Genomic DNA, 13,801 nt, shown 5'->3' with positions numbered 1-13,801 from the left:
TAAACTCTTTTTCTGGGTGGGTTACAGTGAATAATTAACTTATTAGTTAATAGCCTAACTTATCGTCGCCTAACCCACCCTACCCACGAATTTTATCGAGGACTTGATAATGATCATTTTTTCCTCTCATTGGGAATTCTAATAGAGAGAACATTATTATTCAGTCAAGGGGACAAAATGAGCAACTTTGAGGAATTAAAAGCCACCTTACCAAGGCGATGGTTAGATTACTACCAAAATAATCAAGCTTGGATTAAGTCTTTAATGGATTCTAGAGGCTGGTGGCGAAAAACTCCCGACGGTGGTAAACGTCCCAGTGCTGACATAATTATAGCGGCAGCAACAGCTTTAGAACCTAAGTTATCAGTGTGGATGTATCCCTTTTGTCAACTTAGTTCCGATGGGGACAAACTGGTAGAAGTCTTAGGACTAAATTTTGATTCTGAAAAAAAGGAGTTGGAAAAATCGGAAAAAGAATTACTGATTTCTAATTCGCACACTGAATATCTCAACGGATTCCGAGAAAAACAATTATCAGTCGAAAAAAACAAAGTAATTATTTTTGAGGAATTGCTAAAAATCTTACCAGATAAATGGTTAGATTACTACCAAAACAATCAACCGTGGATTAAGTCTTTAATGGATTCTAAAGATTCGTGGCGAAAAACTCCCGACGGTGGTAAACGTCCTAGTGCTGACATCATTATAGGTGCGATTACCGTTTTAGAATCTCAATTATCAGTGTGGATGTATCCCTTCTGTCAGCTTAATTCCGATGGAAACAAACTTCTAGAAGTTTTAGGATTAAATTTTGATCCTGAGAAGAAACAACTAGAAAAGAAAGAAAGAGACTTAAGTAATTCTTTATATACTACTGAGGATCCTGTACTGCAAAAAATCCGCCAAGAGTTACAACGAGAAAACCTAAATAAACCAAGTTAAAGGAGAACCTAAAAACATGACTGCCACTCAAGAACCGAGCGCTTTACAATTTGATTGTGAAACCGGCAACTATCACACCTTTTGTCCGATTAGCTGTGTTGCTTGGTTATACCAAAAAATCGAAGATAGTTTCTTCCTTGTTATCGGCACAAAAACCTGTGGTTACTTCCTGCAAAATGCCATGGGTGTCATGATTTTTGCCGAACCGCGTTATGCCATGGCTGAATTAGAAGAAGGGGATATTTCCGCTCAACTAAAAGACTACGAAGAACTAAAACGCCTCTGCTTACAAATTAAACGAGATAGAAACCCTAGCGTTATCGTTTTTATTGGTACTTGTACCACCGAAATTATCAAAATGGACTTAGAAGGATTAGCACCGAAACTAGAGTCAGAAATCGGTATTCCTATCGTGACAGCACGCGCTAATGGTTTAGATTATGCCTTTACCCAAGGGGAAGATACCGTCCTCGCTTCTATGGTGCATAAATGTCCCGAAAAAGTTAAGCACGAAGATGAAAAAGAAGAACGGAATGCCATCCAGAAACTCTTAACTTTTGGACGTAAAAAAGAAGAAATTAAACAGGAAGAATCGGAATATAAAGACCATCCTCCTTTAGTTTTATTTGGTTCCGTTCCCGACCCGATTGTGACTAATTTAACCCTAGAATTAAAGAAACAAGGAGTTAAAATTGATGGTTGGTTGCCGGCCAAACGTTTTACTGAATTACCGGTAATTGAAGAAGGTTATTATGTGGCCGGTGTCAATCCTTTTCTATCACGAACTGCCACCACTTTAATGCGTCGTCGTAAGTGTAAATTAATTGGCGCACCCTTTCCCATCGGTCCGGATGGAACCCGCGCTTGGATAGAAAAAATCTGTTCTGTTTTGGGAGTACAACCGCAGGGATTAGAAGAAAGAGAGGCAAAAATTTGGGAAAGTTTAGAGGATTATCTGCAACTTGTGCGCGGTAAATCGGTCTTCTTTATGGGGGATAATTTACTAGAAATTTCCCTGGCACGTTTCCTAATTCGTTGCGGGATGACTTGTGATGAAATCGGTATTCCTTACATGGATAAACGCTACCAAGCGGCCGAATTAGCATTACTAGAAAAAACCTGTAATGATATGGGTGTTCCCATCCCGAAAATTATCGAAAAACCTGATAACTACAATCAGATTCAGCGCATTTACGACTTAAAACCCGATTTAGTTATTACAGGAATGGCCCATGCAAATCCCTTAGAAGCGCGGGGAATTAACACTAAATGGTCGGTAGAATTTACTTTTGCTCAAATTCATGGTTTTACCAATGCGCGAGATATTTTAGAATTAGCTACTCGTCCCCTGCGTCGCAACAATAACCTCAAGGAATTGGGTTGGGACAAGTTAGTTAAAGAGTCAGCAAAAGTGTAAATTTGTTTTCAAAAGGCTACAATCATCAGGTAAGGAAAATCAATTCCTTACCTTTTTTCTGTATTTAGTTCACTTCAATGTCCAATAACTTATCTCACCAAAAACCCTATCATCTCAACTTTAGCAGTGAGGATTTAGGCACAGTAAAACCGACTATCACCCTATTATCGGGGGAACCAGAACGCTCGCGCTATATTGCTGAAACTTATTTACAAAATGCACGTTTACTATCGGATTATCGCGGATTAAATAGTTATCTTGGCTACCTAGATAATTCCACTCCAATTCTTCTGGCTACCAGTGGCATGGGTGCGCCATCTTTGAGTATTGTGGTTAATGAATTAATACAGGTGGGAATTAAAACTATTATTCGTATCGGTACTTGTGGCGCAATTCAAAATAGAATAAAAATCGGTGATATTATTATCTCGCAAGCGGCTTTATGTAGGCAAGGTGCAGCTAATGATATTGCTCCTCCGGAATATCCGGCAGTGGCGGATCCTTTTTTAACAGTTGCTCTAGTCAAATCGGCTCAATTTTTGGGAGTAAATTATCATGTAGGTATTACCGCTTCTGTGGATAGTTTTTATGAAGGACAGGAAAGAATTGTGTCTTCTGCTAACCCTTATCTTCAGCGCCATTTAGAGGGAATTACGGAAGAATATCGACGTTTAAATATTCTCAATTATGAAATGGAAGCGGGAACTTTATTGAAAATGGCGGGGGTTTATGGATTTACCGCCGCTTGTATTTGTGCTGTGATTGCCGCAAGAAACAAAGAGGAAGGGATTAGTTTAGAAAGCAAACAACAAGCCATCGAAAAAGCGATTCATGTGGCAATATTGACCGTTAGCAACCTCTCCCCATCCTCAATTAATTAATGTTCAGAAATCATTTTCATTAAGACTTCCTCTTTTTCCTGACTTTCGGGATAACAGGAGATAAGTTTAGCGCGTAATTCCTGAATTGATTTAATCACATTATCTGCTAATTCTTGGTCGCCATTGCGCCAGCCAAGGGGTGCTAGATGGGTGCGATTGGCTAAGGGAACTACTGGTTTTAAGAGTTGTTGACTTAGTTCTTTAATGAACCAAGCTACTGTATCTTTAGCCTGTAGATCCTTAGCAAAGGCGATAATTTCCAAGAGTCGAAATAGCTTACTATTGCTAATTAAACAACGGGTTTCCTGCACATTTGGCTGTACGTCTAAACCCAAACTTTGCACTAATTTAGCTAGGGCAGCTATGGGAATTGCGCTATCTATGCCAGCAATTACAGGAGCCAGTAAAAGCGAGGGTTGATTTTTCAGGGATACGGCATGGATATCGGTATTATTCAGCGATTTTTGGATATCTTCGGCTTGATTTTTGCCGACACAACCACTCAAAACCTGTTCTAGTTCTGTGTTTTCCACATCACTTAAAACCTCTAAAAGGGAGATATATTTACACCCTAAACTATGGCCCATCCAAAAATAATTAGGATTACCAGCAGTGGGATCTTCTAAATACAACTCAAGGTTATCTTCATAGCCCAAAAACTTAGCTTCTTCATAAATAGCCTTTCTCAATCCAATCAAATCTTTGACCATTTCTATGGAAACATTCCAATGACGAAAAGTAAAACGATAGGGAATAGCAATAATAGTATAGCCCCGTTCAAAGACTTGTTTGAGCAGATAACGATAGAACAGATTGGGAAAAGTGCCGAAGAAAGCACCACCGATAAAATAGACAACCCCAATCGGTTTAGGATTGATAGCAACCCAGTGAAATTGCAGGGGAATAAACTTAAATTCTGCTGTCATTGTTTTTCGGTATGTAATTGTTAATTTGGCAATTAGGGAAACAATCTTATAATGATTAAAAATCTCGGCGGTCAAAATAATCGATCACCTTGTCTAAGTATGGTACATTAATTTGCTCAAAAAAGTGTATTTTGTTGCGAATATGTAATAATTTTTGACAAAAGTAAATTCTCACCCCAAAAAATTCGCTTATTCTTAGTCTTCTAAGCTAATCTTGACCGGATTAACTTGCCATCGGTAAAGTCAAAACCTTTAGCGACGAGACGATTATAAGGTGAGATAATGGGAAAAAATTGGTTTTGGCTTTAAGGATGGTATTATGTCAGACGCAACGCAGTTAACACCGGAAAAAATTGCTCAGTACCGTATTGAATTTGCCGACAATGAGAACGCTTTAATTGCACTTGATGTTATTGAGGAATGGGAGGGAGATGGTCAAATCGCCCGAGAATTTAAAAAATAAGTTGACTTTGACAGTTTAATAGTCAGCGATAGCGCCCTCTATAGCAAAGAGAATTTAAAACTAATGAGAGAAATGCGTTGGTTATCTCGAGTCCCCTTCAGCATTAAAGAGGCTCAAGAGTTAGTCGATAGCATCTCAGAAAAAGAGTTAACCGATTCAGAAATACCAGGTTATTCCTGGAGGGAAACAAGCTCTAACTATGGGGGGATAGAACAAAGATGGTTGCTAGTTGAAAGTCAAGCTAGACAAGAATCAGACTTGAAAAAATTAGAGAAAAAAATCGAGCAAGAAAAGAAAACAGCCCAAGAAAAAATCCGCCAACTATCCCGAGGAGAATTTGAGAATAGAGCGGTGGCGTTGGCGATAGTCAAGGGATTATCTGACTCCTTAAAATATCATCGGTTAACTGAGATTCAAGGGAATTACTTTCAAGCTGACTCGAAGAAATTAAAAGCCAAACTGACCGACAATTCCCCCTCTCAATTCTACCGAATTCAAGCCGAGTTAGAGTTGAATTTGCCAGCCATTGAGAAGCTCAAGAAACGAGCAGGAAGATTCGTTTTAGCGACTAACGATTTGGATAAAAAACGATTAAGCAGTGATGATATACTCAAAAAATATAAAGGGCAACAAGCTCCAGAAAGAGGATTTTCTTTTCTCAAAGACCCCTGCTTTTTTGCCCACAGTGTCTTTCTCAAATCTCCCCATAGAATCGAGGTCATGGCCATGCTTATGGGCTTGTGCCTGCTGGTTTATACTATTGGTGAAAGACAACTTCGTCTGAACTTAAAACAGCAGGAGACGGGACTGAAAAATCCGTTGGGTAAGTTAACTGACCGACCAACATTACGCTGGATATTTCAGAACTTTCAAGGGATTCATCTCCGACCTATTCAAGACAATCAAAAGATTAGCAACTTAACGGATGAGAGGCGCAACATTTTGAGATTTTTTCCCAAACCTTGCCAGGAATATTATCTCTTATCTTGACCAGATGGATTGACTTCAAGGGGTGACAAAACAAAGCGAGCAACTGGAACATCTCCCCCTAGATGTTATACCATTTTTCTTTATTCGTGGCAGGTATCCTACTCCCCTCTCCCAGAACGGTAGAGGGGTTGGGGGTGAGGGCAATTAACCATCTCTGCCATTACTTTAGAAAAATGGTATTAAGTCTGATTGCCCAGTCATTCTCAATAAACAGTGCTTATTGAGAATGACTGGGGGAACCCTGAAATTTTCGGCTTAGTTGGCGGCAGCTTGCCGCCAACTAATACCAATTCTCCAAAGTCTGACTACAGAAGTTTAATCCCCCTAAATCCCCCTTAAAAAGGGTGACTTTAATTCGATGTGTAGTTTTCATTTAGAGAAATGGTATAACTCCTCTAGATAAGTATTTTGACTCATGCCCCTTCCTCTTTTGAGACGTTGTGACACTTAGGGTGCGGAATGTGGGTTCAAAAAGATCGCACTGCATTGATTGAGTGCGATCGCTTTTAGTTATCAATGTTTAAGTAGCGAATTTCTGAGTCAGATTCCTACTTTAATAATGTGCGCGTTAAAGCCGAACCCGCACCCAAAGCACCGATTGCAAGTAAGCTTAGGACTGACGCAGGTTCGGGAACTTTTTCAGGTCCTGGAATCTGGGTTGCTTGCAGCATATTAATTGCCCAGGCTGTTTGCATGGACACACTGCCAAAGGTTCCGCCAGACCAATAATCAGAAATGTTTTGGTGGTCAACAAGGTATTGGGAAAATTCCTCCTACCAGTTCCAGGTACTCCCCGGATCGAGGGGATTCGTTCCCTGACCAAAAAGGTTAGTGATCCTGGTCGTATCGTCCAGGCCGATAGTGCTTTCTAACCCCTTATAGACTGCCCACATACCATAGTAGTCGCCAAAAGTACCACCAGTTCCAGAGGTTTTCCAATTATTGTTGATATAGGTTAGGGCATTCTGGACGCGGGAACTGCTAGTATCTAGGCCAGCAGCGGACATCTGTACCAGTCCCGATCCAGTCCGCAGGGGAGTTGTACTGTTAGGGTCAGTATAGCCCAAGCCGCCCGTCGTGTCATTCTGGCTGTAGTCGATCCAGTTCAGTTGCAGATTCTTCACACTGGTAGGCCAGGTAATACCTGCCCCTTGAGCATACAATCCCGCGAGGGCCGGCCATTGGGAGACCGAGTTATCGGAACTGCCAAAGTTGGGCGTATAGCGCCAGCCGCCAGCATAACCCCCAGTGCCAGTGTCATTCTGTGCGTCAGCCAGGTAATCGATCGCCGACTGAACCACCTGGCCATAGGTTTTGCCGTTGACGAGGGGGTTTGTCGAGCTAATCACCGTACTCAGGGGAGCCGCCTTGATAATAGCAGGCAGGACTAACCCAGTGTTGTAAACCTGATTGTAATCGTTGGGACCGAACCTCAGCCCCACACCCGCACTTTGGGCGTTGCTGAACAGGTAATTCAGTCCGTTAGTCACATTGGCGCTATAGGTCCCCGATGTCGGGGTGTTTCCCTCCTCGATAAATGCCAGCAGGGCAGCGCCAGTTGCGGCAACATCTCCACTACCTCCGTTGTAAATCCACTTCCCATTAGCTTGCTGTTGGGTTACCAGCCAGGCCAAGCCACTGTTGATCGCCGCTTGTTTTTGGGCATTAGTCGCCGCTTGCGTTGCTGCCGGGAAAGCGACAGCACCTGCTAGAGCAAAACCTAGAGCGATCTTGATTGAGTGACTCACTCGCCCAGAAGAGTCATATTTTTCATTTATCATAACTATCTCCCTAATGATTTTTGTGTCCAATTAAAGCGAAATCGCTTACGGAGAAGATGTCGAAACCTGCAAAGAGTTGAGTCTGGTTTATACGCCAGTCATCCCTTTATTTGACCGTTGAAATAAAGAGATTTAAGGACTCAATTTATTCCTTAAATATTTTTCACTCGACTTACATTAAATATAGATAATTGAATTTTGAAAGTCAATCGTATTCATCTATTTTGGCTTAAATTTAAATCTTTTTTTAGAGATATTTTATGAAACAAAATAGACAAAAGTTAACAAAGCTACTCAGATTTTTTCTACAAAGTTGGACATATTTTTAAAGATTTTTTCAAGACGGGTTAAAATTGATATAAAAATTAACATTTTATCGATCTTGCAGTTAACGAAACTTGAAGAATTCTCCCCTTTTTTTTTGTTAAGATTAGTTAATAAACCCAAAAAAAAGAGAGCGCAAGCTCTCCTTTTTGATTATTTGCTAATTTTACTAACTAGCGACAATATATTCCTTGACGTTAGCCCGGCGACGGCGTAAATGAGCCAGGGCCTGATGTTCTAATTGTCGCACTCGTTCCCGACTGATGTTCATTCTCTGGCCGATTTTGGCTAAGGATAACTCTTTACCATCGGTTAAACCAAACCGGAGAGTAATTACTTCCCGTTGTTGGGGAGTTAATTCGGCCAGGAGATTGGCTAAGTCTTGCCGTAATAACTCTTGGGTGATGAAGGTATCGGGAGAAACTCCGCTATCTTCTAATAATTCCGACAATTCCGTATCCTGGTTATCGCCGACGCGCACATCAAGGGAGATGGGTTGACGAGCCATACTGAGATATTCGCGGATTTGAGCGGGTTCTAGATCTAATTCCAGGGCAATCTCGGCAGGGGTAGCACTTCTCCCCAGTTTTTGGGCGAGTTCGCGCTGGGTTCTTTTGATTTTATTCAGTTTTTCGGTGATATGGATGGGTAAACGAATAGTGCGGGCCTGTTGAGCGATCGCACGGGTAATCGCTTGTCGAATCCACCAGTAAGCATAGGTAGAAAATTTATAACCTTTGGTGGGATCAAATTTCTCTACACCCCTTTCTAATCCCAGACTACCCTCTTGAATTAGATCTAGGAATTCCATGTTCCGCTTTTGATATTTTTTGGCGATCGCAACCACCAAGCGGAGGTTAGCTTCAATCATTTTCCGTTTAGCTCGATCGCCAGTTTTCAAGGCGCGATCCAGTTCATTTTCGCTTAAATTCACCGAATCCGCCCACTCCAAGCGCTGTGGTTCCCGTCCTAATTGCTTCGATAGTGCTTCTTTCGCTTCTAACAGGCTCATCATCCGTTGGACTTGTTTGCCGTAAATAATTTCTTGTTCGTGAGTTAGGAGAGGAACTCGCCCAATTTCGTGCAGATAGGTACGCACCATATCGGCATTGAGGGTGGGCTGTGATTGAGTTTGGTTGGTTTTTGCGGTGGGCATTGGTTTGGTGGTGACTCCTTGACACAGAAAAAGTCTGTTACTATTCCGACTCGCGGGTGAGTCTGGCTTATCTGAAGTCGGTATGAGTTTGATTCGGAATTCTTTTGATTGTATCCTGCGCTTTTAGACGCAGACAACCCCCTAAAGGTTCATAGTTAATTCATTCTTTGGTATGATGTTAAGTTTATGCTTTTTTCTCAACATCCAGAACAAAAGTATTATAGTGTAGGACTATCAACTACAATCGCTTGTTTTTGGGTCGCTTTTTCCTGAATCCTCGGTAGTGCCGCTTATACTGTTAGGTAAGATTACAAGACAAAAAGGTGGTTTTCCCGATTAGCCTTCAACAATCCGGCTGACTTCCGACCCTTCCACCCTCAGCTTTGAGAGGGAAACTGACAGCCGAGAACCGACTCCTATATATATAATGGCCGATCAACACCAGCAAAGGGAGATGTAATCATTGCGGATTTCCGAACTATTTTCTGTAGTATTTGCTACAAAATGCCAAATTAGCCGCGATTGAGAATCGGGAAAAATTGTTATAAAAATTAGGATTGCTAGGAGGGTAATAACTATCATAGAAACAGCAGGGCGGAGATCGGGATAAATTATCGTTTAAACCAAGCTCGATCGCACTCTCCACAATACCGTTCTGTGGAACTCCTGAACAATGAGGACTTACTATGACTAAAACCGTCGTTATCGATCCCGTCACCCGGATCGAAGGCCATGCCAAGATCTCGATTTTCCTTGACGATGGGGGGGAAGTGGATGACGTGCGTTTTCATGTGGTCGAGTATCGCGGTTTCGAGAAATTCTGCGAGGGACGGCCGATGTGGGAGATGGCGGGAATTACTGCCCGAATTTGCGGGATTTGTCCCGTTAGTCACCTACTTTGTGCCGCCAAAACCGGCGATAAAATTCTAGCGGTGCAAATCCCCCCTGCGGGTGAAAAACTGCGGCGCTTGATGAATTTGGGACAATTAACCCAATCCCATGCTTTAAGCTTTTTCCATCTTAGCAGTCCCGATTTTCTGCTTGGTTGGGAAAGTGACCCCGCCAAACGGAATGTTTTCGGTTTAATCGCCGCCGATCCCGACCTAGCGCGAGCAGGCATCCGTTTACGTCAATTTGGACAGAAAGTTATTGAACTTTTGGGGGCGAAAAAAATTCACCCCGCTTGGTCTGTCCCAGGAGGTGTGCGTTCTCCCTTAAGCGAAGAAGGGCGACAATGGATTAAAGAACGACTGCCGGAGTCTAAAGCGACTCTTTACACGGCTTTAAACCTTTTTAAAGGACTTCTAGACAATTTAACCACAGAAATCGCCGCTTTTGGTAATTTCCCTTCCCTGTTTATGGGATTGGTGGGTAAACGGGACGAGTGGGAACACTACGGTGGCCATATTCGTTTTACCGATAGTCAAGGCAATATCGTGGCCGATAACCTGAGCGAAGACAATTATCGCGATTATATCGGCGAATCAGTGGAAAAATGGTCTTATTTGAAGTTTCCCTACTATAAACCCCTCGGTTATCCCAACGGTATCTATCGAGTTGGTCCGTTGGCCCGGTTAAATGTTTGTTCCCATTTTGGCACGGAGGGGGCGGATATGGAGTTACGCGAATATCGCCATCGGGTCGGTGGTGTAGCCACCTCTTCTTTTTACTATCATTATGCTCGTTTAGTGGAGATTTTAGGCTGTTTAGAGCGTATCGAACTTTTAATCGACGATCCCGATATAGTTTCTCAACGCTGCCGGGCCGAAGCAGGAATTAATAATCTGCAAGGGGTGGGAGTTAGTGAAGCGCCCCGGGGTACTTTATTCCATGATTATAAAGTGGATGAAAATGGTTTGATTGAAACGGTGAATTTGATTATTGCCACGGGTAATAATAATTTAGCCATGAATCAAACGGTGAAACAAATCGCCCAACATTATATCCATGGTGGCGAAATTCCCGAAGCGATGTTAAACCGCGTGGAAGCGGGTATTCGTTGCTATGATCCCTGTTTAAGTTGTTCCACTCACGCGATGGGACAAATGCCGCTACAGCTAGAGTTAGTTAATGCAGCCGGTGAGGTGATTAATACTCGACAAAGGGGTTAATTATCTAAGTTGTTAGGGTGTTGGGAAATAGGGCAAATTCCTCCTAACACCCTAGGCCTCGATGACTCGATCGAGGATAATTAGAAAAAGTATTTTGACTCATAACCAAATCTAATCAAGAAGCCCAGTGACGATTCCCCTGCTAGAGTTATTTGTATTCGCCACCGTTTTGTGCGGATTTTTAGGAACATTCCTGAAAAAAAACTTAATCATGAAGATTATCGCCATGGATGTCATGAGTACCGGCGTTATCGCCTACTATGTGGTGATTTCTTCCCGTGACGGTTTGTTTACTCCCATCCTCAGTACAGTTAAACAGCAAAATTACGCCGATCCTGTACCCCAAGCAGTGATTTTAACAGCGATCGTCATCGGTTTTTCCATTCAGGCGTTAATGCTGGTGGGAGTAATGAAATTAGCCAAAGATAACCCCACCCTCGACAGCAGTGAGATAGAAAAAAATAACACACCATGAATACTTTAACGATCGCCTGGATAAGTTTACCCTTTTTGATCGGCTTTATCATCTATTTATTGCCGCGATTAGACAAATATCTGGCTCTCGCCGCCACTATTATCTCTCTCGCCTATTCTCTCCTTTTATTTAGCCAATCCTCCCCCATAACCCTCAACCTACTGGATAATTATGGTGTGAGACTGGTAGCCGATCAGTTAAGTGCCTATTTTATCCTCACCAATGCCCTGGTGACGATGGCAGTTATTTTTTATAACTGGGAAAGTAGCAAAACCGCCTTTTTTTACGCTCAAGCTATCATTCTCCACGGCAGCATTAATTCTGTCTTCGTCTGTGAGGATTTTATTAGCGTTTACGTTGCCCTAGAAGTAATTAGTATTGCCGCTTTTCTGGTGATTGCCTATCCTCGCAGCGATCGCTCTCTCTGGGTTGCCCTGCGTTATCTGTTTATCAGCAATGTGGCGATGTTATTTTACCTAATCGGCGCGGTTTTAGTCTATAAAGCCAATAATTCCTTTGCTTTTGCTGGTTTAAAGGACGCACCTCCCGAAGCCTTGGCTTTAATCTTCATGGGATTATTAGTCAAAGGGGGAATCTTTGTCTCGGGATTATGGCTACCGATGACACACTCGGAATCGGAAACCTCCGTCTCGGCGCTGATGTCGGGGGTGGTGGTAAAAGCGGGCATTTTTCCCCTCCTGCGCTGTGCTTTAATCCTAGAGGATTTGGATGTCCTAATTCGGCTTTTCGGGGTGCTAACGGCGATTTTTGGCGTGTCATACGCAGTGTTTGAAAAGGATAGCAAGCGGATGTTAGCCTTCCATACTATTTCCCAGTTAGGTTTTATTTTAGCCGCCCCGGTAGTCAGTGGTTTTTATACCCTTACCCACGGTTTAGTTAAATCTTGCCTATTTCTGTTAGCGGGAGTTTTACCCAGTCGCAATTTTAAAGAATTACAGCAACAATCGATCCCTAATTCCCTCTGGATTGCCCTAGTGGTTGCTAGTTTTTCTATCTCTGGATTCCCCCTATTATCTGGTTTTGGGGCGAAAGCGTTAACGATGAAAAATTTAGTTCCTTGGCAAGAAATTATGATCAATCTTGTGGCGGTGGGGACGGCGATTTCCTTTGCTAAATTTATCTTTTTACCCCACGCCGGTGGCGAAAGTAAACAGAAGCTAACTATCGGTTTCTGGATAGCAATAATTCTGCTCCTTGCCGCCCTATTTTTATCCAATGCCGTCTATGTTGAAGCTTATAATATCCCCAATATTATCAAAGCTTTAGCTGTCATTGGTGCCGGGTGGTGGTTATATCTGGGAGTTTTCAAAAAGTTATCCCTAAAATTATCGCGAGCCTGGGAACAATTTGATAATCTCGTCGGTATGATGAGTATAATGTTAGTTCTATTATTTTGGATGGTCTTAGCATGATCGGACATATAATTCTGCGTTTAACTATGTGGTTTTTGCTCACCGCTAATTTTACCCCCGCTAATATTATGATCGGGGTGGCTATTGCTTTTCTTTTGCCCCGTAATTTCGCCTCTAGCGAAACTTTAGGCGATTGGTTAAAGGTAATAATTAAAGTCTTTATAGCTATTCCCCAAGCTTATAAAGAAGCGTTTGAAATTATCTTTCGTCCCCACAAGGAAGAAGAAATTATTTTCGAGAGAATTTCGGGTAAACGTTCACCCAGATTGGCTTTTTGGGATATATTTCTGATTACCTTTACCCCGAAAACTATCGTCACCGAATACAAGGAAAATGAGGGTTATGAAGTTCATGTAATTAAACGGAGTACCCAGGGATGAATATTGTTCTCATTGCCATGATTGTCGCCCTATTAATTCCCCTTTATGAAGTGGCAAAAAATGATGACATCTGGCAAAAAATGGCCGCCTTTGCCAGTGCTTCCAGTAAATCATCGATTATTATTCTAGTGGTGTCGGTTCTGCGGGATGATTGGATGATTGGAGTGGTAGCAGTGATTATTCTCAGTGTCGGTAATGCTGGCTTTATGTTATTAGCACAAATTCTTAAACGACTGAACGAATCATGATTGACATTTTCAGTTATATCTGCATCGCTATCGGAGTTTTTTTCTGGTTTTGGGGAACGGCGCATCTTTTAGACAAGCGCTCGGTATTATATAAATTACATGGTCTATCTGTCGCTGATACTTTGGGTTCGATGGCGATTATTTTCGGGCTACTTTTGAAAGTTCCCCAAAATTGGCCTTTATTATTATTGGCAATAATTTCCCTAGCAATTTGGAACACCATGTTAGGCTACGTTTTAGCTTATACTTCTAGCGATCGAGAGTAGAATTAAAG

Annotated in this window: 12 protein-coding genes and 1 pseudogene; 10 read left to right on the top strand and 3 right to left on the bottom strand. The window is 42.1% G+C overall.

Features of this window, described 5'->3' with window-relative positions:
* Positions 1-177 precede the first annotated feature (177 nt).
* The 3 genes from ACOCD9_RS05390 to ACOCD9_RS05380 all read left to right on the top strand — a co-directional run bounded on the left by ACOCD9_RS05390 (position 178) and on the right by ACOCD9_RS05380 (position 3,240).
* Positions 178-942 (top strand): DUF5331 domain-containing protein, encoded by a 765-nt coding sequence (locus tag ACOCD9_RS05390; RefSeq protein ID WP_287700243.1) that lies wholly within the window; start codon positions 178-180, stop codon positions 940-942.
* 16 nt (positions 943-958) lie between these two features.
* Entirely contained in the window at positions 959-2,359 is a 1,401-nt protein-coding gene (locus ACOCD9_RS05385; protein ID WP_194013365.1) for a ferredoxin:protochlorophyllide reductase (ATP-dependent) subunit N, read from the top strand.
* A gap of 77 nt (positions 2,360-2,436) precedes the next feature.
* Entirely contained in the window at positions 2,437-3,240 is an 804-nt protein-coding gene (locus ACOCD9_RS05380; protein ID WP_419546653.1) for a nucleoside phosphorylase, read from the top strand.
* Here the strand turns inward: ACOCD9_RS05380 and ACOCD9_RS05375 are convergent.
* The gene (locus tag ACOCD9_RS05375) at positions 3,237-4,166 is read right to left on the bottom strand and encodes a DUF1350 family protein (protein WP_419546652.1); all 930 of its coding nucleotides are present in this window, start codon (positions 4,164-4,166) and stop codon (positions 3,237-3,239) included. The two genes, ACOCD9_RS05380 and ACOCD9_RS05375, sit on opposite strands and share 4 nt — an antisense overlap.
* Before the next feature lie 433 nt (positions 4,167-4,599).
* On the opposite strand from ACOCD9_RS05375, the pseudogene ACOCD9_RS05370 reads away from it, so the two are divergent.
* Positions 4,600-5,619 (top strand): annotated as a pseudogene (locus tag ACOCD9_RS05370) (IS1634 family transposase); the annotation flags it as partial.
* A gap of 773 nt (positions 5,620-6,392) precedes the next feature.
* Here ACOCD9_RS05370 and ACOCD9_RS05365 read toward each other — a convergent pair.
* Together ACOCD9_RS05365 and ACOCD9_RS05360 are read right to left on the bottom strand one after the other, a co-directional pair.
* Complete coding sequence (locus ACOCD9_RS05365) at positions 6,393-7,367, bottom strand: PEP-CTERM sorting domain-containing protein (RefSeq protein WP_287700238.1); 975 nt, start codon at positions 7,365-7,367, stop codon at positions 6,393-6,395.
* 526 nt (positions 7,368-7,893) lie between these two features.
* The gene (locus ACOCD9_RS05360) at positions 7,894-8,880 is read right to left on the bottom strand and encodes an RNA polymerase sigma factor, RpoD/SigA family (RefSeq protein ID WP_419546650.1); all 987 of its coding nucleotides are present in this window, start codon (positions 8,878-8,880) and stop codon (positions 7,894-7,896) included.
* Positions 8,881-9,566: 686 nt separating this feature from the next.
* On the opposite strand from ACOCD9_RS05360, the gene ACOCD9_RS05355 reads away from it, so the two are divergent.
* The 6 genes from ACOCD9_RS05355 (at position 9,567) to ACOCD9_RS05330 (ending at position 13,793) form a co-directional block, all read left to right on the top strand.
* Positions 9,567-10,991, top strand: a complete 1,425-nt coding sequence (locus ACOCD9_RS05355; protein WP_419546649.1) for a Ni/Fe hydrogenase subunit alpha — start codon at positions 9,567-9,569, stop codon at positions 10,989-10,991.
* 127 nt (positions 10,992-11,118) lie between these two features.
* Positions 11,119-11,466 (top strand): NADH-quinone oxidoreductase subunit K, encoded by a 348-nt coding sequence (locus tag ACOCD9_RS05350; RefSeq protein WP_002761414.1) that lies wholly within the window; start codon positions 11,119-11,121, stop codon positions 11,464-11,466.
* Positions 11,463-12,899 (top strand): cation:proton antiporter, encoded by a 1,437-nt coding sequence (locus ACOCD9_RS05345; protein WP_287700235.1) that lies wholly within the window; start codon positions 11,463-11,465, stop codon positions 12,897-12,899. Before ACOCD9_RS05350 ends, ACOCD9_RS05345 begins: the two co-directional genes overlap by 4 nt.
* Complete coding sequence (locus ACOCD9_RS05340) at positions 12,896-13,279, top strand: Na+/H+ antiporter subunit E (RefSeq protein WP_287700234.1); 384 nt, start codon at positions 12,896-12,898, stop codon at positions 13,277-13,279. Before ACOCD9_RS05345 ends, ACOCD9_RS05340 begins: the two co-directional genes overlap by 4 nt.
* Entirely contained in the window at positions 13,276-13,527 is a 252-nt protein-coding gene (locus tag ACOCD9_RS05335; RefSeq protein WP_002739224.1) for a hypothetical protein, read from the top strand. Before ACOCD9_RS05340 ends, ACOCD9_RS05335 begins: the two co-directional genes overlap by 4 nt.
* Entirely contained in the window at positions 13,524-13,793 is a 270-nt protein-coding gene (locus ACOCD9_RS05330) for a monovalent cation/H(+) antiporter subunit G (protein ID WP_002752066.1), read from the top strand. The genes ACOCD9_RS05335 and ACOCD9_RS05330 overlap by 4 nt, the downstream gene beginning before the upstream one ends.
* The last annotated feature ends 8 nt before the right edge of the window (positions 13,794-13,801 follow it).

The organism is Microcystis sp., assembly GCF_048564745.1.
GTDB lineage: Bacteria > Cyanobacteriota > Cyanobacteriia > Cyanobacteriales > Microcystaceae > Microcystis > Microcystis ichthyoblabe_A.
Note: the sequence above shows the minus strand (reverse complement) of the source record. Positions and strands in the feature narration are given on the sequence as shown.